The sequence below is a fragment of the Litoribacter populi genome (assembly GCF_007483685.1).
GTDB classification, from domain to species: domain Bacteria; phylum Bacteroidota; class Bacteroidia; order Cytophagales; family Cyclobacteriaceae; genus Litoribacter; species Litoribacter populi.
This window is the reverse complement of the sequence record NZ_VMKN01000002.1, coordinates 93,846-116,061: the sequence shown is the minus strand read 5'-3', so window position 1 is coordinate 116,061 and position 22,216 is coordinate 93,846. Positions and strand designations below refer to the sequence as shown.

General features: G+C 42.2%; 19 protein-coding genes. 7 read left to right on the top strand and 12 right to left on the bottom strand.

Annotation, left to right across the window (positions count from 1 at the left end):
- The first annotated feature begins 27 nt into the window (after positions 1-27).
- Entirely contained in the window at positions 28-837 is an 810-nt protein-coding gene (truA, locus tag FPL27_RS16260; RefSeq protein WP_143962293.1) for a tRNA pseudouridine(38-40) synthase TruA, read from the top strand.
- Positions 838-953: 116 nt separating this feature from the next.
- On the opposite strand, the gene FPL27_RS16255 is transcribed toward truA, so the two are convergent.
- From FPL27_RS16255 to FPL27_RS16220, 8 genes are all read right to left on the bottom strand, one after another.
- The gene (locus FPL27_RS16255; protein WP_143962292.1) at positions 954-1,769 is read right to left on the bottom strand and encodes an enoyl-ACP reductase FabI; all 816 of its coding nucleotides are present in this window, start codon (positions 1,767-1,769) and stop codon (positions 954-956) included.
- Between the two features lie 146 nt (positions 1,770-1,915).
- Positions 1,916-3,568 carry a DNA repair protein RecN gene (gene recN / locus FPL27_RS16250; protein WP_143962291.1) on the bottom strand — a complete coding sequence of 551 codons (1,653 nt, stop codon included), beginning with the start codon at positions 3,566-3,568 and terminating at the stop codon, positions 1,916-1,918.
- Between the two features lie 7 nt (positions 3,569-3,575).
- Positions 3,576-4,478 (bottom strand): type IX secretion system protein PorD, encoded by a 903-nt coding sequence (gene porD / locus FPL27_RS16245; RefSeq protein ID WP_143962290.1) that lies wholly within the window; start codon positions 4,476-4,478, stop codon positions 3,576-3,578.
- Between the two features lie 65 nt (positions 4,479-4,543).
- Positions 4,544-5,752: a bifunctional phosphopantothenoylcysteine decarboxylase/phosphopantothenate--cysteine ligase CoaBC gene (gene coaBC / locus FPL27_RS16240; protein ID WP_143962289.1), complete on the bottom strand. Its 1,209-nt coding sequence runs from the start codon at positions 5,750-5,752 to the stop codon at positions 4,544-4,546.
- Between the two features lie 2 nt (positions 5,753-5,754).
- Positions 5,755-6,066 carry a DNA-directed RNA polymerase subunit omega gene (locus tag FPL27_RS16235; RefSeq protein ID WP_143962288.1) on the bottom strand — a complete coding sequence of 104 codons (312 nt, stop codon included), beginning with the start codon at positions 6,064-6,066 and terminating at the stop codon, positions 5,755-5,757.
- Between the two features lie 13 nt (positions 6,067-6,079).
- Positions 6,080-7,015 carry an outer membrane protein assembly factor BamD gene (locus FPL27_RS16230; RefSeq protein WP_143962760.1) on the bottom strand — a complete coding sequence of 312 codons (936 nt, stop codon included), beginning with the start codon at positions 7,013-7,015 and terminating at the stop codon, positions 6,080-6,082.
- 70 nt (positions 7,016-7,085) lie between these two features.
- Positions 7,086-7,799 (bottom strand): T9SS type A sorting domain-containing protein, encoded by a 714-nt coding sequence (locus FPL27_RS16225; RefSeq protein WP_143962287.1) that lies wholly within the window; start codon positions 7,797-7,799, stop codon positions 7,086-7,088.
- Positions 7,800-7,956: 157 nt separating this feature from the next.
- Complete coding sequence (locus FPL27_RS16220) at positions 7,957-9,600, bottom strand: OstA-like protein (RefSeq protein ID WP_143962286.1); 1,644 nt, start codon at positions 9,598-9,600, stop codon at positions 7,957-7,959.
- 48 nt (positions 9,601-9,648) lie between these two features.
- Here FPL27_RS16220 and tilS point away from each other — a divergent pair, with 48 nt between their 5' ends.
- From tilS to FPL27_RS16195, 5 genes are all read left to right on the top strand, one after another.
- On the top strand, positions 9,649-10,977 hold the full coding sequence (tilS, locus tag FPL27_RS16215) for a tRNA lysidine(34) synthetase TilS (RefSeq protein WP_143962285.1): 1,329 nt from the start codon (positions 9,649-9,651) through the stop codon (positions 10,975-10,977).
- Between the two features lie 2 nt (positions 10,978-10,979).
- On the top strand, positions 10,980-11,495 hold the full coding sequence (locus FPL27_RS16210) for a Crp/Fnr family transcriptional regulator (protein ID WP_143962284.1): 516 nt from the start codon (positions 10,980-10,982) through the stop codon (positions 11,493-11,495).
- Positions 11,496-11,646: 151 nt separating this feature from the next.
- Entirely contained in the window at positions 11,647-12,585 is a 939-nt protein-coding gene (gene mdh / locus FPL27_RS16205; protein WP_143962283.1) for a malate dehydrogenase, read from the top strand.
- Between the two features lie 130 nt (positions 12,586-12,715).
- On the top strand, positions 12,716-15,430 hold the full coding sequence (locus tag FPL27_RS16200; protein ID WP_143962282.1) for a hypothetical protein: 2,715 nt from the start codon (positions 12,716-12,718) through the stop codon (positions 15,428-15,430).
- 26 nt (positions 15,431-15,456) lie between these two features.
- Positions 15,457-17,115, top strand: coding sequence for a mechanosensitive ion channel family protein (locus tag FPL27_RS16195; protein WP_143962281.1), 1,659 nt, complete (start codon positions 15,457-15,459; stop codon positions 17,113-17,115).
- 31 nt (positions 17,116-17,146) lie between these two features.
- On the opposite strand, the gene FPL27_RS16190 is transcribed toward FPL27_RS16195, so the two are convergent.
- Complete coding sequence (locus tag FPL27_RS16190; RefSeq protein WP_235893483.1) at positions 17,147-17,863, bottom strand: TVP38/TMEM64 family protein; 717 nt, start codon at positions 17,861-17,863, stop codon at positions 17,147-17,149.
- 66 nt (positions 17,864-17,929) lie between these two features.
- Between FPL27_RS16190 and FPL27_RS16185 the strand changes: the two genes are divergently transcribed.
- Positions 17,930-19,075 carry a cystathionine gamma-synthase gene (locus FPL27_RS16185; RefSeq protein WP_143962280.1) on the top strand — a complete coding sequence of 382 codons (1,146 nt, stop codon included), beginning with the start codon at positions 17,930-17,932 and terminating at the stop codon, positions 19,073-19,075.
- Here FPL27_RS16185 and FPL27_RS16180 read toward each other — a convergent pair.
- From FPL27_RS16180 to FPL27_RS16170, 3 genes are read right to left on the bottom strand one after another with little or no spacing between them, the layout of a single operon-like run.
- Entirely contained in the window at positions 19,072-19,902 is an 831-nt protein-coding gene (locus tag FPL27_RS16180) for a hypothetical protein (protein ID WP_235893482.1), read from the bottom strand. The genes FPL27_RS16185 and FPL27_RS16180 overlap by 4 nt on opposite strands.
- Before the next feature lie 3 nt (positions 19,903-19,905).
- Complete coding sequence (locus tag FPL27_RS16175) at positions 19,906-20,856, bottom strand: Smr/MutS family protein (RefSeq protein ID WP_143962279.1); 951 nt, start codon at positions 20,854-20,856, stop codon at positions 19,906-19,908.
- A complete protein-coding gene (locus FPL27_RS16170) occupies positions 20,853-22,151 on the bottom strand; it encodes a cryptochrome/photolyase family protein (protein WP_143962278.1) in 1,299 nt (432 codons plus the stop codon). The genes FPL27_RS16175 and FPL27_RS16170 overlap by 4 nt, the downstream gene beginning before the upstream one ends.
- Between the last annotated feature and the right edge of the window lie 65 nt (positions 22,152-22,216).

The following is a 22,216-nucleotide window of genomic DNA, read 5'->3' as shown; positions in this document are numbered from 1 at the left end:
TATTTTTTTTTATGGTACCTTTATCCCATGCAAAGACGCCCCCACACCTACCTATGTTGGATTCAATATCTTGGATTCAAGTATCACGGCTGGCAGAAGCAAAATGGGGTAAAAACCCTTCAGGGACAGGTGGAGAGGGTTTTAGGTAAGACTTTGGGACATGATGATTTCACAATTCTGCCGGCCGGTCGTACCGATGCGGGGGTTTCCTGTCAGAGGGGTGCTTTTGAACTTTTTACGGTGAAACCTATTGATCTTGAATCATTCCTTATAATACTAAATGAATACCTCCCCCTTGATATCCGGATCTTAGATATAGAACCCGTGCCTCTGACCTTTAATGTCATTCAGGATGTACAGTATAAGGAATACCGCTATTACTTTTCCTCCGGTGCCAAATACCATCCATTCAATGCGGCACATATTGTAAATTTTGATGGAGGTCTGGATGTGAACCTGATGGCAGAAGGGGCTAAACTTTTTGTGGGTGAGCGAGATTTTCGTAGGTTTTGCGTCCGCAAAAAGGTGGAAAATTACCGTAGGCTCATCCTGGAGTCATCTATCCTCAAACTTGAAGAGCCTATGGGATATTTTGCTCCCGAGCAGGTGTATTACTATAAAGTCAAGGGGACAGGATTTCTCACCCATCAGATAAGACAGATGATGGGGGCATTGGTGGAGTTGGGAATTGGGAAATTGACCTTGGAGGACATCCGGGAGGCATTGCAGAGCCAAGAGGTGTCCCCGCTGAGCTACTCAGTACCAGCGCAGGGTCTGGTGATGCATGAAGTGGTTTTTAAATTGGCTCTAAATGGGTCACCAAGTACTACTAGTTAAAATTGATCACCAAGTCGCACTAAGTTTTAAAAAAAAAGTCGCACAAAGTACATCATTTTACTTTGTGCGACTTCTTTAAAACTTCTTCGACCTAGTGATTTTTTTTGTCCTAGAGTTTATTTATCGCTGAATTTGTCGACGATTGCTTCGGTGATTCCGGTGCAGGAATAGCCACCGTCGTGGAAAAGGTTCTGCATGTTGACATAACGGGTGAGGTCGGAGAACATGGCGATGATATAGTCAGCACAGGCTTCAGAAGGGGCATTTCCTAGTGGGGAAAGAGCTTCTGCATAGTTGTAGAAAGCGTCAAATCCACCGATGCCCGTTCCTGCAGTGGTTTTTGTAGGAGACTGGGAAATGGTGTTGACTCTTACGTTTTTAAGCTTGCCGAATCTGTAGCCGTAGCTTCTGGCAATGCTTTCCAGGATGGCTTTTGCTTCCGCCATGTCGCTATAGAAAGGATATACACGCTGTGCGGCGATGTAGGAAAGACCTATGATAGATCCCCATTCGTTCATCACGTCCTGCTTTTCGGCCACCTGCATCATCTTATGGAATGAAAGTGCCGACACATCCCAAGATTTCTGGACCCAATCATAATTGAGGTCACCGTACTCTCTTCCTTTTCTTACGTTGGGTGACATGCCGATAGAGTGCAGGATGAAGTCAAAGTTTCCGCCCAAAAACTCCTTAGCTTCTGCATAAAGCTTTTCAATATCTTCAACAGAGGTGGCATCCGCTGGCACCACAATGGTGTCACATTCCTTAGCCAAGTCTTGGATAGCTCCCATTCTCATGGCAATAGGGGCATTGGTCAAGACGAACTTTGCACCTTGCTCTTTGGCTTTAAGGGCAGTCTTCCAAGCGATAGAGTTTTCGTCCAATGCGCCAGTGATGATTCCTCTTTTTCCTTCTAATAAATTCATAGACATTGTATATCTAAATTTGGTGGTTGAATGAAGGGCAAAATTAAATAATTTTAACTTAAACCCACCATTCTAGCGATAACAAAGTAGTGGTAAGTCACCAGAAAATGGCAAAATAAAACTGAGAATAAGGTAGTTATATGATTTCTAACTTATTGACTCAACAATTCTTTCGCATTTTCAAAAGCAGTGGCTGATGGGTTGGACCCAGCAATCATTTTGGCGATTTCTTGGATTCTTTCCTCATTTTCCAAAAGTCGGATTTTACTTATGGTGCGGTTTGTACTGTTATCTTTGTAGACGAAATAATGTTTTTCTCCTTTTGCAGCAACTTGCGGCAAATGGCTAATGCAGATCACCTGGTGCTTTTGCGCAATATCCTGCATTATTTTCACCATCTGGAGGGCCACCTCACCAGAAATCCCGGTATCGATTTCATCAAAAATCAGGGTTGGTAAAGCCATCTTGTCGGCCATTATATATTTAATGGCAAACATCAACCTGCTAAATTCACCCCCGGAGGCAACTTGCCTGATTGGCTGTGGTTTTACGCCTTTGTTGGCCGAAAAAAGGATCTCCACCTCATTCATACCTGAATTTGATGGTTCAATGTTTTTTTGGTTAACCTCAATTTTGGCATTTTCCATACCCAGTCCCGCAAGTAAGCCGGTTACCTGCACGGCAAATGGTTGGAAAACTGTTTCTCTGGATTTACTGAGTTTTTCTCCTTGGGTCAAAAGTTGTTCTTTAGCCTTTTGAAGGTCGGCCTTTAATTTTTCAAGCTCATCGTCCAGATTTTCAACCTTAAGCACTTTGTCAGCTAAGTTACTTTCGATTGCCATTAATGCCTCAACAGATTCTACACCATGTTTTTGCTGTAAATGATAGATTTTGCTCAGTCTTTCTCGGATGGCTTCCAGTTTCTCAAAGTCTACTTCTATCTTGCCGTCTTCGTCCTCCAATGTAGCAGCAATGTCAATTGCTTCAATGGCCACACTCTGAAACCTCTCTTTCAGCTCAGCAAAGCGATGCCCATACTTTGAAAGCTGGTTGAATTGTTGCTGCACTTGGCTAATCAGTATTTGGAGACCCAGTTCTTCCCCGTTGAACACTTGCAGGGATTCGTGGATTTTTGATTTGATGTCTTCGGCATTGTCAAGGATTTCCTGCTCCTCCTCCAGTTCCTGCTGCTCATTTTCCTTCAGCTGTAAAGCAGAAAGCTCCTCCAACAAGAATTTATTGAATTCCGCCTCTTTCTTAAGTTCAAAAGCCTGAGAAGAAATGGATTCGTAAGACTTTTTAGCCTTTTGGAAAGACTTAAATGCCTGGTTATATTGTGTTTTTATTTCCTGATTTTGTGCAAAAGCATCCACCAGCGAAAGCTGATATTCATTAGCTCCTAGCAATAAGGTGTCGTGCTGGGAGTGTACATCCATCAGCGCCTTGCCTAAAGTTTTTAAAGCTTCTAGTTTTACCGGGGTATCATTGATAAATGCGCGTGATTTGCCGGATGGGGCTATCTCCCGACGGATGATGCATTGCCGCTCGTAGTCCAAATCGCTAGACTCAAAGAAGTCTTTCAAGCCATATTCTTCAATATAAAACTGCCCCTCGATCACACATTTCCTTTCCTCATCAAATAAGGATTTGACATCCGCCCGATTGCCAAGCAAAAGTCCCACTGCCCCGAGCATGATCGATTTACCCGCACCGGTCTCCCCGGTTATCATGTTGAGCCTAGGGTCAGGCGTCATTTCTAAGGATTCAATAAGGGCGTAATTGGAAATGCTAAGATTTGTAAGCATGCAGTGACTATCCTTTTAAAATATCGTTGTACTTTCTTGAATTGTTTGGGTCCACCTTTAGCAAAACGTCCACGGCCTCCTTGCGGATGTCCATGGAAGCGTTTTTGAAAATCTTGCTGATCTCATCTGCTTTGGCGTCCATAAAGGTGATGGCTAGAATACTGTTAGGCTGGGCATCATTGGCTGCGGCCACTTTTTTGATGGCTTCCAACATGTTTTTGTATGCCTCCTCGGGATTGTTGCCTAAAATATCCAAGCCTTTGCGATGATATAAATAGTAAGCATCCCTCACAGGAACCATCACCTGGGAGGTGTAAAGTTGGTCGGAAAGCCAATAGCGGTTTCTTCGGTCGCTTGGACTTTGATTCCATCCCGGGCGTGGTGATTGCTGAGCATTTGAGACAATATTGGCAGCGATTTCAAAATAGGGGTCGCCACCTCTTGGGGAAAAGGAATCGTAATCCACTCCGATAGCCACATAGGCATAGTAGGCCAAGAGGGAAGTGATATTGTTAAGAAAGGTGTTCCTGTTGAATTCCAAAGGTTGGGAATCCAGGAATTCGAAAGTCCAGCTCCTGTCGGCAAAGTTGAAAATCAGGCTTTCGTAATTCGTGCCGTAGATTGGCCTAACTGTCTGCACCTGTACGGTCGCGTTGAAAAGTCCAACCTGAGGCATGTCGTTGATAGTGATGAGCATGTTGCCTTTGATCCTTTCGGCAGGCCTAAACTCATCATCGGTCCAGTTTCGGCCGTTGAGGAATTGCTCGAAGGTGTTTTTCATGGTCTCAAAAATCTCCCTTTCCTGCGTCCTTGCCCGATCACTGTTGATGGTGACGGTGAAGTTGAGCTCTTGAGCAAACAATTGGTTTGCCAAGACAAAGAAGATCAATATGAGAAAGGTGTGTTTCATGAATGCCAGCGAACAGGAGCCAATGGCGGCTCAAATCTCATTAAAGATAACGAAATATGATCAAATCAATTTTTTGAACTGATCTTTTTTATCGCCTGTATAATCTGAGTAGCCACTTCTGTTTTAGGTAACAGGGTTAGAGGCTCTTTATGGCCATCCTTAAAATAGAATGTCACTTTGTTGGTGTCATGCTGAAATCCGGCGCCATTGTCATTCATGCTATTGAGAACGACCATGTCAAAATTCTTTCGGTTTAGCTTCCCCAAGGCATTTTCCTCTTCCTGATTTGTTTCTAGCGCAAAACCGATATGTACTTGATAAGCCTTTTTCTTTTTCCCCAGAGTTGCGGCAATATCTACATTTTTTTTTAGGCGGATGACCATGTCGTCATCGTTCTTTTTAATTTTCTGGGTAGCCACTTCCTCAGGGGTGTAGTCAGCCACCGCTGCTGCAAAAATACAGAAATCGGCCTTTGAATGATGCTTTTTGCAAATCTCAAACATCTCATCTGCACTTTTCACCCGGAAAGTAGAAACATTGCTGTGGGAAGGGGATAGGCTACTCGGCCCCAAGACTAACTTCACATCAGCCCCATGCTGAGCAAGTGCGTTGGCCAAGGCTATACCCATTTTTCCGCTGCTATGGTTGCCGATAAATCTGACGGGGTCAATAGCCTCATGGGTTGGACCTGCTGTTATCAGTACAGTTTTACCTTTGAAATCTTGCTGGGCGCTAAAATGCTCGTGGATTCGCTTCACAATATGCTCAGGTTCCATTAACCGGCCTTGACCCATCAGGCCACTGGCAAGTTCACCGCTTTCTGCTTCGAGTATAATGTTGCCGAAAGAAGCAAGTCTATCAAGGTTGGCTTTGACGGATGGGTGTTGGTACATGTCCAAGTCCATGGCCGGAGCCACCATCACGGGACATCTTGCCGAGAGATAGGTTGCCGTGAGCAGGTTGTCACAACCGCCGTTGGCAAATTTACTGAGGGTATTGGCACTTAAAGGTGCTACAAGGAAAAGGTCGGCCCAAAGTCCAAGATCCACATGGTTGCTCCAATCACCGCTTTTGCGATCGTAGAATGCCTCCAATACGGGTTTTTTTGACAGGGTGGCCAAAGTTAGGGGGGTAATAAAGTCAAGAGCAGAAGTACTCATGATGATTTGTACTTCTGCCCCTTCTTTTACTAATAACCTGGTAAGATGGGCGGCCTTGTAAGCAGCTATGCTACCAGTCACGCCCAATAGAATCCTTTTACCTTGCAATTGCATGCTTATTCTTCAGGAGTTTCTACCTTTCTGAAATATACTTTTCCTTCCATAAATTCCTCCATTGCCAAGGTGGTTGGCTTTGGCATCCTTTCGTAGAACTTGGAGATTTCAATCTGCTCTTTGTTTTCAAACACTTCTTCAAGGTTATCCACAGTAGAAGCAAATTCTGAAAGTTTGTTGTTAAGCTCTTCCTTCTGTAAGGAAGATATCTGCTTAGCTCTTTGAGACACCACGTGAAGAGATTCGTAAAGATTACCGGACTTTTCTGCGATAGTCTCTAGATCTCTGGTAATGATTGAAGGATTAATGGCCATATTATATGTTTTGTTAATTTCCTTGATTATCTGCGTTTCTAAGGGCTTCTGTAGCCTCTTTGTTTCTCTTTTCCTCTTCAGCGGCTTCCTTGGCAGCAGTCGTGCGCTCATCATACTCCTTTTTGAGTTTTTGATGGGCCATCAATTCCGCCTGGGTTTTGGTGGAGAGGTTTTCCACTTTCTTCAGGAATTCACTGTTCGGATATCTTCTGTGAAAGGTGTCGGCAAAATTAATTGATTGATTAAGCCTTTCCTCTTTCTTATTGAATACACTTCTTTCCGCATATGCCGCACTTACTTCAACTAGTTTGTACGCAAGCTCTTCATTATACTTACTGTCAGGGTAGCTTTTTGCAAAGTTTTGGAAATTGATGATGCATGCTCTGTAAAACTCACCCGGGAAAAGTCCTTCGGTAAGTCTATAATACATCTTGGATTCCTGATAAGCTTTTTCCTCAAATCTCTTCTGCAAATCATCAATCATTGTCATGGCCCGCTCGTATGAGTCAGACTGTGGGAATCGATTAATGAAAAGCTGAATGGCATTTACCGCGTCCCGGCTACTTCTCTGGTCTAGGTTGAAATCAGGAGCATCGAGAAAGAGTGCATAAGAATTCATAAATAAAGCTTCTTCAGCCATCGGGCTTCGGTTGTAAGTGTCGTAGAAGCTTTTAAAATATCCTGCAGCCTCAATGTAGCGCTTGATCCTGAAGTGGGAGTAAGCGTAATTAAACTCTGCCAACTCTGACCTCTCACTCCCTCTGATTACTGGCAACACCTTGTCGTAAAGGATGATTGCTTTATTATAATCACCTTTTTCATAGTACTCATTAGCTGCACTATATAGTTTGTCCCAATCGGTGCTTTTCTCCAATTTGTAGAATTTCCCACAGGAACTCACGGTTGCGGTAATAAGTAAAGCGATTATATATAAAGATACTCTTTTCATCATAATTTAAACTGCAAATATAGCGGATTTTAATTCTGTATCAAATTTCTAAGCAGGTGCTTGTCTGTTCCTATTTTTTTACAACGAGCTTTTTGGTGACAATATTTTTGTTGTCCACGATTAAGGTATAGAAATATACCCCTGGGTTGAGGTCGGACACATTGATGACAAGACTGCTTTGTCTAGGGTCCAGCAAAAAGTCATAGACTGGATTTCCAATAAAGCTGTTGACCACAATGCGAGCATGTGCATTCGGGTTTTTTAATTCATAATCTATCTGAGCTATGTTGTTGCTCGGATTTGGGTAAGCAGCGCCTATAGCAATATCCTTATGTTGTACTTCGTTGCCGCTATCCCCATTGGTGACGTTATAGACCGATTCAAGAATGAACACGTCACGAGGATTGTCGATGTTGCTGAAGTGCAGGTCAAAAGTGCCTTTAGTTTCAGTAATGCCCATATCAAATTCCAAGTATAGGTCAGTAATCAACTCGCCGGCTTTTAAGTTCAAATTAATTTTCCCTAAGTCCTTTTTAAGGTTGTAGCAATTGTCGCCGATGCAGAGTTTGAGGTTTTGACTTGAGCCTATATTTCCACGTAGAAATTTCAGGGTATAGGTTTTATCTGTACTAGCTTCGTTTTGGAGGATGAGGGATTTTCGTTGGGTGGTATTTATTGGACCTACAAACTCAAGGGCATCATTGAGCATACGTACCTGTCTCGCTTCGGCAGGATACTGCACAAGCATAATAAGCATGCAGAAGAGTAGAAAGACACGGTTCATGTAAAGTTTAATCGATAAGCCTGGTAATCAATAGTGTTACTAAGTATAATATACTATAAAACTACTGATAAGGTTTGTACTTTTAAAGCATTATCGGTTAAATTTCGTTAACCATTATGAAATTTTTTTACAATAGACTCGTTAGGGCGAAATAGGCTTATTCATCCTTCCTGATAGGGATATTAATAGGCATTTGTTGGATAAGGTAGGGTTGTATGATGTCATCAGTGGGGTAAGGAAGTCTGATATCAAGCACATCAAAGAAGTTATATTCGTCCTCCCTGTTTCTAAATACTGGCGTTCTCCAAGCCATCATCATGTCCATGGTCGGTCTCTCTTCTTCCCTCCATACGAAACCTTCCAAACGCTCGTCTTCTTCTTTGAATAGGTGGGGCGGTTTGAAATTCGCTTCAGGTTTTCCAGCGTGATTGATGCGCTGTATCTGGCCTTGTTGAAAATGCATCATGATCCTACCGCAAAGTAGGTTATTCAGTCCTTTCAGTACAGTGTCCTTTTCCAAGGCATAATAGAGGGACTGGCCATTGCCTTCCACATCGAGTTTATGCATTTCACCATCGAGGAAAAATCCGGTCATCTTGCGGCCTTTGATCTGGTTGAAATTGGAAAGAGTGTCTTTAGTGATGGCAAATGTATTTCTGCGCAAGTAAGCCCGGTCTATGTTTTCATTGGCTATGGTGAAGTGGATACTATCGGCTTTGATCTGACTTTTGTCGTTCCAAAGCAAAGGGTCATCATAAAGGTAGATTGTCGAGTCTGAATAAATGTAAGCTAAAGAATCAGACCTTCCGGAAAGTTCTCCTTTGATGAGTCTGACGTTATTAAAAGCCGTCATGTAGCGCTCTGTGTCAATCTCACTGTCCTGGGTGATAAGTGTATCGGCGATTAGGTACATGGTGTCTGCTTCAAAGTATTTCATGACCAGGGCATTTCCATAAACCTTCGAATATTTTCGTTCTTCCCAGTATTTGCCTTCCTCACCGAAGACCTCCATCTTTCTTTCCTTATTGAAGATGCTCACGTTGCGCTGAGCCTCGTAATATTGCTCTGCTTCGTCAAAATAGAGCACATCCCCGTAAATAATACTCGTCTCGTTTTCCACATCCCCTTCATAGAAGCGGAATTTCTTGTTTTGGGTGTCATAGAAACTACCTTTTTGTGCGTTGAGCTTGTCACCTTCAGCAGATACAATGTTGGTGATGTCAACAGTTTCGGCAGTTTTGGGGATAGTGTAGTAAAAAAGGATGTTGGATCTTAGGGTGTAATCAGGGTTTACCAATTCCACATCATCAGTAAAAGTAATTTTTTCTATCTGGGTTTCGTACACGCCCTTGTCGCTGGTGAGTACGTTCATATCATCGATCACCCGGCCAAAATTGAAATAATTGGCCACCCCGGTAGAGCGGTCATAGTCTAGGTAATCTGTGTAAAGAGTAGTTTCTTCATTTTTAAAAACCACATTATCCCTAAGCTTGGCGATCCGGGTGTTGCCATCGTATTCGGCATAGCGGCTGGTGGTCGTTACGGGGTCCTGCTGGTCTACAATGCGAACTTTTCCATAAAGCCTGGCAAAATTGTCTTGGCTATAAAAGTGGGCAGAGTCACAGTAGATTAAGGAATTTTGATGCTTCATCCTCACATCCCCGAGCAATCTTTCGACCCCTTTGCCTCCATAGAGGTTTTCGGCATTGAGAATTTCAAGCTGGTTGCTGCCTTGAGCCCAGGCTTGGGGTAGGGCGGCAAGAATGAAAACACAGCATGTAATTATTTTCTTTATGATCATTTCTTAAGACTAAACGCCAAAATTAATAGAAAATGGTATTTTTGATTTATGCTTGACCATTTTATCCGTCATATACGGAAAAAAAACCTTTTGGATTCCAATAAAACCTACCTTGTTGCGATCAGCGGTGGACTGGATTCCGTAGTTTTAACCTACCTAATGCAATTAGCCCAAATAAAATTCATTTTGGCACATTGTAATTTTGGGCTTCGGGGAAATGAAAGTGACAGCGATGAGCAGTTTGTAAGGGGTTTTGCGGACAACCTTGGGAAAGAAATTCATGTCATTCGATTTGAGACAAAAGAATATGCTTCCGAAAAAGGGGTTTCTACGCAAATGGCAGCTAGAGAACTACGGTATGCCTGGTTCAATGTTTTGGTAGAAGAGCAGAATCTCGCGGGAACCGTGGCTGCTCATCATTTGGATGATCAAGTGGAAACCATCATGTTAAATCTGCTAAGGGGGACGGGAATTGAAGGACTGTATGGCATGGCCGAGGTAAAAGGGGAATTGATAAGGCCTTTACTGCCATTTACCAAACAGCAATTGTTAAGTTTTGCCCAACAGGAAGGGCTCACCTGGCGCGAGGATAGTTCCAATTTGGAAAGTGACTATAAAAGGAATTTTCTTAGAAATAAAGTTCTACCTCTCTTAACTCAAGATGACCCTTCAGCAATGGAGGTGCTGATCAGAAGCTTTGGCAGAGTGAAGGATACCGGAAAGGCTTATTTCCATTTTCAGGAAGCATGGCTCAAAGAACATTTGGAAAAGGAGGGAGCGTTTCAAAAGCTCCCAATATTGGATTTGCTCAAGGTGCCAGGGTTTAAAAGCGTACTTTTCTACTGGTTAAGAGATTTTGGGTTTAATTATTTTCAAGTGGATGATATGGCCCAGGCAATCAGGAACAGGAATACCGGTGGTAGTTTCAATACGCCGGAAGCAGTTTTGAATATTGACAGGGAATACTTGATCTTAGGAAAAAGGCTCCATGGTCAAACAGGTACGCACTTTATCCAGGTTTCTGATAATAGCTTTGAGGTAAACGGGGAGGAGTTCGAAATGTCGATGACACCTTTTTCTCAACTCGACACCAAATCCTCTAGCGGAATGTTTAATTTGGAGAAGGTGACTTTTCCCCTGGAATTGAGAAATTGGAGGGAAGGGGAGCGGTTTCGGCCTTTGGGAATGAAGAATTTTAAGAAAATCAGTGATTTTTTAATAGATTTGAAAGTTCCCTTGATTTACAAAAGCCAGGTGAAAGTGTTGTGTTCCCAGGGGGAGGTAATTTGGGTGGTTGGTTATCGAGTAGATGACCGCTTCAAAGTGGAGAAGGGGACCCAAACCGTATTGCATATCAAGAAAACTGAAAAGAAATAATCATGCTGAACCCTTTTAATAAAAAATATACAGAATCAGAATTGGAACTTTTTGACTTTTTATCCAGCGTGCGATATTTCGAAGGGTTGAGCCATAGCGAGATGGAGCGCTTTCTGCCTGCAATTCATTATAGAAAATATGTTCGGGATGAGGTAGTGTTTTTTAGCAATGATCCCAGCGGGGCCATTTATATCGTCAAGCATGGTCAGGTAAAGTTGACTATTGATATTAAGGATGATTTTGAGACAATTATTACTCTGGAGGAATTCGGCTGTTTTGGAGAGAACGCTCTGCTGGAAGATAAAAAACGGCTTTATACCGCTATCATCGCTTCCGAGGAGGTGGAACTGATGGTATTTCCGAGCTACGCTATTCATGAAATTTTTGCCAACAGTCCCCAGATAAAATCAAAAATGATCACCGCGCTTGCTGAGTATTATAATGACAACAACTTGAGGATGTTCAAGTCCTACAAATCTTCATTCGGCTTTTTCAACCTTTCCCAAATGTTTGAGTAATTTTTCCGCATCTATTAATGAGAAATTTTTTCTTTTAAAAGTGAGGCACTTATCAGCCAACTATTCTTCTGAAAACTTTAAAAAACAGGCATTCTTTAATATCTTAGCGGAGCTTTTCAAATTTTTAACAAATTAATCCATAATATATAATATGACTAAAGTAACCGTAGTTGGAGCTGGTAATGTTGGAGCGACTTGCGCTGACGTATTGGCTTATAGAGAAATTGCCGAAGAGATCGTTTTGGTAGATATCAAAGAAGGCGTTGCTGAGGGCAAGGCTTTGGACATTTGGCAAAAAGCACCGATCAATGTATATGACAGCAGAACTGTTGGTAGCACCAATGATTACAGCAAAACTGCTAACTCTGACGTGGTGGTAATCACTTCAGGCCTTCCGAGAAAACCAGGGATGACCAGAGATGACTTAATCGAAACCAATGCTGGTATCGTGAAGTCTGTAACTGAGAATGTGATCAAACATTCTCCTGACGCCATCATTATCGTAGTGTCCAATCCTTTGGACGTAATGACTTATCAGGCACACATCACTTCAAAAATGCCTAGAACAAAAGTGATGGGTATGGCTGGCATCCTTGATACGGCCCGTTACAGAGCTTTCATTGCTGAAGAGTTGAATATTTCTCCAAAAGAAATTCAGGCTATCCTAATGGGTGGACATGGTGATACCATGGTTCCGCTTCCAAGATACACTACTGTAGCAGGTATCCCTGTGACTGAATTGATCTCTAAAGATAAATTGGACGCTATCATCGAAAGAACCAAGTTTGGTGGTGGTGAATTAGTTAAATTGATGGGGACTTCTGCATGGTATGCGCCAGGTTCAGCAGCTGCACAGATGGTGGAGTCTATCGTGAAAAACCAGAAGAGAGTATTCCCGGTTTGTATCAAGCTTGACGGCGAGTACGGAATCGACGATTGCTACCTTGGTGTACCGGTAATCTTGGGTAAAAACGGTATCGAGAAAGTTATCGAACTTGACCTGAATGAAGATGAGAAAGCGCTTTTGGAAACTTCTAGAACTCACGTGAAAGAAGTAATGGAAGTATTGGATAATTTGGGCAACAAATAAGTCCAAATTCTTAGAATATTTAAAGGATTCCCGGCCGATAAGGTCGGGAATTTTTATTTATTTGCATCTGGGTATAATTTCAAGGGGTTTTCCCAGTTTTATTTTCACAGAATCATAACCTTACCTATCAGTGAGAACTGCCAAGTTGCTGCTTGCTTTTTGCCTATTGATCATCGTTGCCGGTGGTGTTTATTATTTGGTGTTTTCCCCACAGAAAAAGCAGTATCGTTTTGAGGACCTCGTGCCTTCCGATGCCATTCTACTATACGAGACCTCTGACCCCATTTATGCTTGGAATCAGCTAGTGGACCAGCCTATTTGGGAAAGGTTCTCCAAGATACCTACTTTGAAAAACCTAGAATCTCAATTGGTTTCACTCGACAGCCTTCTTGGTGGGGGTGGGCAATTGGACCGTTCCCTGAAAGGAAATCAGTTAGGACTTTCCTTGCATTCTGTGGGAAGAGAGGATTTGGACGTGTTGTTTGGTCTGGCCTTTAAAAATACCAGCGAGCGCGAGAGGTTTCTTTCAAACCTTGAAAATGACTTTTTGGAAAATATTACTAAAAATTCCCGTGCCTATAGTGGGGTTCGGATTTTTGAGCACAGGATGGAAGATGATAGGACTATTTCCCTAGCTTTTATAAATAATACACTTCTTGCTAGTTATACCTCTTTTTTGGTAGAAGATGCTATCCGTCGGGCCCGCTCAAATGAGCAAAAAAGTTTCAAGGAAGAATTTAGTGAGCTGTATGATGGCAAAATCAGCACCACCGAGGCAGGCCTTATCCGTGTGGGTACACCAGGATTGGCAAGACTGATACAGGCGGTAAATCGGGAGAGCAGCCTTGGAGTAGTAGAGACTTTTCAAAAGAATAAGATGTCCGCCAACTTGCATCTTAGCTTCAGCGATGGTTCAATTAACCTTCACGGGGTCTCCATATATCAAGGTGGCAATCAAGTGAAGTTCCCTCGCCTCAATAGTGGTCGACAGCATGTTTTTGGTTCAATTACTCCAAATCGTACGGCCCTTTTTACCCAATACAAAGTCAAGGATCCCCGTCTGATTCATGACATGTCTAACAAGGCCTTTGATGCAAAAAGTACACTTGCTGGAGACATAGACAAAAGTTTTTCAAAAGAAAAATTCTTTCAGAAACTGACTGGAGATGTGGCCTTCCTTCATATGGAAGAAACTGGTGCGGGTGCAGGTGACAAGATTTTATTATTAAAAACTGAGGATGTAGCCTCACAGCTACAAGGGTTGAAGGATTTTTCTGCCACCAATTCGGTAAGTCGGATATATGATTATCATCGAGATAAAGAAATCTTTGCTATCCGAGATGAAGAATTTCCTGCACATCTTTTCGAAGGGCAATTTGTAGGTTTTCCCAACACATTTGTGACCTCCCATGAGGATGTTTTGGTGTGGGGAAACAACATTCAGGCGGTGCGCAGATTTTTAGATGATTTGGAGAATGACAACACCTGGGGCAAAACTTTGTCACAAAGAAAAATCATGGAAGCGGTGGATAAGGGTTCTGGCTATAATTTCGTGGCCAATGTTCATAGGGTATGGAACAGCTTGCTTCATCATGCTTCGCCTACTTGGTCGTCTACGCTGCAGAAATACGCTCCTCACATTAAAGCCTTTGATGTCATCTCAGTGAAGTTGGAAGACAAGGGTAAAAATCAGGACATTCATATTCAACTCGGATATGGTTTAAATCCCATCAAAACCAGTAAAGATATATTCTTGGAGGAAAACCTTTCAGTGACCTTCAATGCAGACTTGGTATATGGACCTAAGGTACAGCGTAATTTTACCGACGGCAACCCCGAATTTCTTTTGCAAGACGACTTGAACAGGGTGCACCTAGTGACTCATGATGGTGATTTAGTGTTCAGTCAGCGGCTTGAGGGGCCGATAAGAACTGAAATTTTCCAAATGGATTATTATAGAAATGGTAAACTACAGATGGTTTTTGCCACCGATCGGTACATATATGGCATTGATCGCTTAGGCAACCCCTTACCTAATTTCCCTTTTGAACTTCCTGATGGACAGCTAATACAATATGTAAACCTCGTGGACTATGAGAATACCCGAGATTATAGGATATTTGCCGCCTCTATATCCGGAGAACTTTATCTATTTGACAAACATGGAGAGCTTCTGGAAGGCTGGACACCTAAAAGCACCTCGGGTCCATTAGCCAGTAAGCCCGCTCATCATATTATTCCAGGTACGGGAGATTTTATGGTAGCCCTCAACCAAAATGGCCAATTGCACATGTTCAATAGAAAGGGGGAAAATCAGATTGGAGATCCCCTGCAGCTTGGGTCTGGAGTCAAAACTGATTACGTACTTCAGCAGAGAGGCAAGACTTCCGAAAATCAGCTGGTGACAATCACCGATGAGGGAGAGGTCATACGGGTTAATTTTAAAGGAGAATTTACGGATAGAAAGCAGCTCTTTAGGCCCGACAGAAGTAGTGTTTTCCATTTGGTAAAAGACCAAGCAGCCGACCGTTATTTGTTTGTTGTTCATGACTATAATAAAGTGACAGTAATGGACTCAGAGACCAATGTGATGTTTGAGAAGAACCTTTCTTCCCCTGAGTTAAAGTTTCAGCTGTTTTCTTTCGGGGGAGATAAGAATGTCTTTGTGGTGATTGATGCAAATCAAGAGTTTATCTATCTCTATAACTTGAAAGGTGAGCTTTTAAATACCAAGCCATTGAGCGGAAATAGGCCTGTGGATATTCGTTTTTCCTCCAGCCGTAATGAATACAGAATTTATAATATCCACGAAAAGACTTTCTTTGAATTTCAAATGCCTTATTGAGGCGGATGTCAAAAAGTGATAAAATAATGAGATTATTAAAGTGTTTACTTTTCAGCTTGCTTGCATCAGTTCTTATTGTGCATCAAGGAGAAGGACAGGTTTTTACAGATCAGTCCATGTTGCCAGTAGATCCCGCGGAATACGACAACTTGTCCACTCCATACAATACAACACTCACATTTTTATACAATCTCCAGCAGGATACTTTTCGTCCTGAAATTGCAGCCAAGACTTTGGAGACCGGAAGTGTCCCGCACAAGGATGCTCAGGAGCTTGCTGTCAAGTTGAAACAAATCTTCGATGGAAATGGGGTGCTGGTCCGGATGGAGGAGATTCCGACTCATGCAGATTTTATAGACAGCTTGCACAATCAGGAATCTAAATTCTTTTTCGATACGCATAGATTGCCTAGGGTATTTCTGGAAAAAATAAATGGTGAATGGAAATTCTCCCGCTTTACTGTAGAACATATCGAGGAAATGCATGCTGAAACTTACCCTTTAGGTGCTGCTACCCTATTGAGAGTCCTTCCCCAATTAGGCGAGCGTCAGTATGTGGGATTCCAGCTGTGGCAATTAATAGGAATGTTTTTGTTGATTCTGTTGATTTTTACAGCGCACAAAGCTTTTACTTTTATAGTAGATAGGGTTCTATTCTTTGCTTTACAAAAGTTTGGTTATGGTGGCGTTGCGGAAAAATACTTACTTCCAGTAGATCGGTTGGTGAGTATTTATTTGATCGTGGTGTTGCTGGCTATTTTCATCAGAGTACTACAGCTTCCTATCGAGGTAGTGTCATGGGTTGTATTGCTTCTGAATGCGGTCAAGCCATTTATTGTAACCATCATTTTCTACAAATTGGTTGATATACTTTCCCTGTATTTGGAAAAGTTGGCTTTGAAGACCGAATCCACATTGGACGACCAGCTGGTGCCTCTGGTGAGAAAAACCATGAAAGCATTTGTGGTTGTGGTCGGGGTACTCTTTATCCTCAAAGACGGACTGCAGGTGGATATCGTTCCATTCCTGACGGGCTTGTCCATTGGTGGTTTAGCTTTTGCATTGGCAGCTCAGGATACAATCAAAAACTTTTTTGGGTCGGTGATGATTTTCATTGACAAACCTTTTCAAGTGGGCGATTGGATAAGCAGTGGAGATATTGATGGTACAGTAGAAGAAGTGGGTTTCCGCTCCACAAGGGTACGTACATTTCGCAACTCGCTTGTGTATATTCCAAATGGAAAGCTTGCAGACATGACTATTGATAATCATGGGTTAAGAAAATATAGGAGGTTTTACACCACCCTTACCATTACTTACGATACGCCTCCAGAACTGGTAGATATGTTTGTGCAAGGATTGCGAGAGATGGTAATCAAACATCCCTCCACCAGAAAAGATTACTATAACATCTATTTTAATAATCTTTCGGCCTATAGTCTAGACGTAATGTTTTATGTGTTTTTTGAAGTAGGTACTTGGCAGGAGGAACTTCAAGGAAGACATGACTTATTAATACAAACAGTGAAATTGGCCGACAAGATAGGAGTAAGGTTTGCGTTTCCTACCCAGACCTTGCATATGGAAACCTTCCCTGAAAAGAAAGGCTTTACTCCAACTTATGATAACACCAAATATCAGCAAAAGCTCAATGAGTTTATACAAACGGAACTCAACAAGAATTAATCATAACGGCTGCATCATTAAAGCGGCCTTTTTACTTACTGGCTTTGGCGAAATTAAGGACGACTTTAGTAATACCCCATATGCTGACTAGGAGAAGGACAAAAAAGAGGAGCATCTGATATAGATTGTTGCCTTCGCGAAATGCTTGCAGAAGGGACTTGGCCATAATGCCGGAAGTAAAGGCGAGTAAGGTTCGTGGTAACATACCCAAAAATCCAATCCAGACCACCTTCTTCAAATCTGCCTTTAGCAAAGCAAACAACAAATTGGAAAGGGCAAAAGGGATGATGGGGCTGATTCTGACAAAGAATATTAACTGGGACATTTCGTCCTTCTTTTCGGCTATTACCTTTCTGGTTTTGGGGTATTTTTCCATAAGGATTGCAAGGCTGTTTTGGTCTAATTTTTTCCCCAAAAGGAAGCCTATGCAGGTAGCCAATAAGTAGGCAGCGGCTAGGACAGGCAAGGCTTCCCAACCAAAAAGAAAACCGGAGATAATGGCCACTAGGGTAGTAGGCATCAGGGCCAATCCCATCACCAATGCGGAAACAAATAAAAAGGACAGCAATACCTCTATGTCTAAAATTTGGTACATCCGGAATTTTTCGGTGTTGCTGTAAAGGTGATTGATGAAAAAGAAGCTTCCAATCGAAGGCATGAAACTCACCCAAGCCATAGCCCATATAATCACCGGGTTGGCCATGAGTATAATTTTTAATCGCTTGAAAATAGAATCTTTTTTACCCATCTTTGGGGCAAATCTAAGTGTTTTTTAAAATCACACCTCTTTTCACCTTAAATAATTAGACCCAATATGAAATTTGGAACTAAAGCCATACACGCAGGTGTAAAACCAGACCCTTCCACAGGTGCTATCATGACGCCTATCTATCAGACGTCTACTTATGTGCAGAAGTCTCCAGGTGATCACCTAGGCTATGAATATTCCAGGGCACATAACCCCACTAGAACAGCCTTGCAGGATAGTTTGGCCGCTTTAGAGAATGGGAAGCATGGGCTTTGTTTTTCCTCAGGCCTTGGTGCTATAGATGCTGTAATTAAGCTTCTCTCCCCGGGTGACGAGGTGATTAGCACCAATGATTTGTATGGTGGTTCATATAGAATCTTTACCAAGATTTTTACCAAATATGGCATCAAGTTTCACTTTGTTTCCATGGATGACCCTGCTTCCATCGAACCCTATATCAATGAAAGAACCAGGCTGATATGGACCGAAACGCCAACCAACCCAATGATGAATATCATTGATGTGGAGGCTATAGCTAAAATTGCCAAAAAACACCATGTCATGCTGGGCGTGGACAATACCTTCGCCACGCCGTATCTGCAGAATCCTCTTGACTTTGGAGCAGACCTTGTGATGCATTCCGTCACCAAGTATTTGGGCGGGCACTCTGATGTGGTCATGGGAGCGTTGATTGTAAATGATGATGAACTTGCAGAAAGGTTAGCCTTCATTCAAAATAGCTGTGGAGCCATTCCAGGACCCCAGGATTGCTTTTTGGTTTTAAGAGGCATCAAAACCTTACATTTGAGAATGGAAAGACATTGCCAGAACGGGAAAACAATTGCTGCTTACCTGAGAACGCATCCTAAGGTGGAGAAAGTTTTCTGGCCAGGTTTTGAAGACCATCCAAACCATGCCATTGCCAAAAAGCAAATGAGAGACTTTGGCGGTATGATTTCTTTTACTTTAAAGGACAACCGTATCGAGGATGCTACCACTGTGTTAGAAAACCTGCATTACTTTGCTTTGGCGGAATCGTTGGGGGGTGTAGAGTCCCTGTGCGGACACCCAGCTACGATGACTCACGCCAGCATTCCGAAAGAGGACAGAGAGAAAATTGGCCTGTCGGACTCTCTTATCAGATTGAGTGTTGGGGTAGAGGATGCTGAGGATCTGAAAGAAGATCTTGCAAGGGCCATGGATAAAATCTAACTCAGGCGTTCTGTAAATAATATTTTACTTTGGCTGACTACTTTGGTGGTCAGCTTTTTTTTATCCTTTTTGATGCCGTCCAGTAGGTTCTTGTATTTTTCGCTTATGCTTTCTCGCTCTGAAAAGAAAAAGGTAAGTTGCTGAAAAAGAAGGTGATTTTGGTACCATTTGAGTAACAATTGACTCAATTTGTTAAGGTCATCGTGGATGGAGCTTGTGAAAACCGGATTGAGCCCAGAAACAATCCGGAAATTCTCCACGGCAATAATGGTCTGTAAGGACTCGTAGATATCTTTTATAGATAAAGCGTCCATCTCATGAAGGCTATCAAAATGCGAATACTCTACCTCCTCGTTAATGATTTTGGTAGTCGCAGTGTTTATCATCAAAGGTTTAAGACCTTTACTCCGCTTTAATACCTTGTCATAAAGTTCTTCCCAAGCATTGTGCGGAAACCTCTGAAGCATGTCGAAGACCTCCGTGTAAAGTTCCTTTTTCTCTTTTTCCAGAAATAGGCTGAAGGAGTTGTAGGTATTATCACCAGCTTTAGCCTGAAATTCTTCTCTAATCAACCTCAGGTGAAGAATTTTTTTCAGGCATTTAAATAATTGGGAAAACGGTTTAAACAGCTTAAATTTTAGGTTTTCATCTTCAAAATGGATTTTGCCCAAAAGCTGCAAGTAGATTTCAATAAAAATCAGTTTTTCCTCCAGAATAATAGCTTTTTTAGTTTTCACCATCTTGCTAAGTTCCTCGAACAGACGGTGCCCTTCGTCGTATTGCTGGGCGAAAAGCTGAAATACCGGGGATGTTTTTTCTGGATTCATCGCTTATTTGATTCTCACCAGGGTGGCGCCATAGCCGAACCTGCTTTGTTGACTGTCCTGAAAATACTTGATGTTTTTCATTTGAGAAAGGGTCTTGTGAATCTCTTTCCTTAAAACCCCATTCCCGATCCCATGGACAAAGGAAATCTCATCCATACCAGTGGCTATTGCCGCATCCAGGCTTTTCTCAAAGGTGTCCAACTGAAGCTTCAGCATTTCGCTGTTACTCATAAACTGGTGGTCTTTGGTCAGTTTTTCAATATGCAAATCGACTGATTGAGCAGGTCTTTCAAACTGGTGAGGCTTTTCTTTTGGCTTTTTGTCACCAGTGAGGTCTTCATTAAGTGCTTTTATGTCTAGGTCCTTGGTGGTAAGGGTAAGGTTAAAAATATAGCCGTCCTTGTTTAATAAAGGCGCTTTTCCCTTGCTTTTGAAGAAAGCGGAAGCTTTGAATTTGATCTTTTTCTCGAAAGGGGTTTGAGTTTTTTCTGTCCTCAGGTTGATGGGAATCATCTGAAGGTGAAGAGCGGGCCAATCCTCAAAGTTGGCGATACTTTTTTCGTCCAACTTGACATAGGAGCCACTGTTTAGGGTTCCAGCTGACACGGTCCGACTGTTGTCACCAAATACCTCGGAAACCATATAAAGGTAATTTTTGCCGGCATTGTTACTGAGGTACACGCTATGATCTCGGTCATTTAATGGCAAATAGCAAAGGAAAACGCCCTCGGCGGACTTGACTACGTTTTTTGTAGAAATGGTTGGTTTTTCCTCGACCACCCCGTCACCGAAATATTGCCTTTCAGCAGAATCGATTATCACCACTTCACTTTTCATGGCCGGAATGCGAAAACCATCCTCGATTTCAATTTCAATCCTTCCACCGGAGGAGATTTTGGTGATGGTGCCTTCTTCATTGCCGTGTAGCAAGCGTACTTTGTCGCCTATATTCATTTTTTTACTGCCTTTTTAAATTCTTCCAATGCCCTTTCCCTTGCAAATTTATGTTCCACAATCGGTTTGGGATAATCTTCGGTTTCAAATTCTGGGACCCATTTCTTTACATACTCATGATCCTTGTCAAACTTTTTTAATTGGGATTCCGGATTGAAAATCCGGAAATATGGCTGAGCATCCGTACCCGAACCTGCCGCCCATTGCCAGCCGCCATTATTGGAAGAAAGCTCGTAATCAAGAAGCTTTTCCGCAAAATAGGCTTCTCCCCAACGCCAATCGATCAACAGATGCTTGGTCAAGAAGCTTGCCGTAACCATCCGCACCCGATTATGCATAAAACCGATTGCGTTCAATTGACGCATCCCAGCATCCACTAGCGGATAGCCGGTTTTGCCCTCACACCAAGCTTTAAACTCCTTCTCGTCATTTCTCCAGTTGATGTTATCATACTTGGATTTGAAAGCCTTATCCACCACTTCTGGAAAAGCATCGAGAATCATCATGTAAAATTCTCTCCAAATTAACTCATTTAAAAACGTTTTATCCAACTCCATGGCCTTTTTAACCAAATATCGAATACTTATCGTACCAAATCGAAGATGCATACCGAGCCTGGAAGTGGCATCCTTAGCTGGATAGTCACGATTGTCTTGGTATTCCTTAATTAGGCTTTCGTTAATGTGCATGGAAGGAAATTCCGTAGAGGATACTTTGAAACCCATATCTTCCAAAGATGGGATGGCCTTTGAGGTATAAGTGTAAAAATTACTTTGAAGCTTACTCTTGGAAAGTGCGTTCTTTGTTTTGGTAAGTTTGTCCAGCCAATTTCTGCTATAAGGAGTAAAAACTTTATAGACATCTCCGCTGCCAGTTTTTATCTCGTCTTTCTCAAAAATCACTTGATCCTTGAAGTCTATAAACTCTATGTTTTTCTCCTCAAGCATTTCCTTTGTCATCTCATCACGCTCCTTGGCATAGGGTTCGTAATCACGATTAGTGAAAACTGCCTGCACATCATATTCTTTCAGTAGCGCGTCGAAAGCTTGCTTGGGAGTGTCATAAAATATATTAATGGAGCTGTCGTAATCTTTTGCCAAGGCTTCATTAAGGTCTTCAAGTCTATTGTGAAGAAAAGTAACTCTTGCATCATCTTCAGGAAGTTCACTCAATATATTTTTGTCAAAAATGAAAATCGGTAAGACTGGATAGTCGGATTTTAATGCTTCAGTAAGCGCTGTGTTGTCATTCAAGCGTAGATCGCGCCTCATCCAGTAAATAGAAACTTTATCCATTATTAATATGTATGGTTTTGTTGTGCCTATTAAAAATAACCAGAAGCACTTTTGTTCAAAAGCTT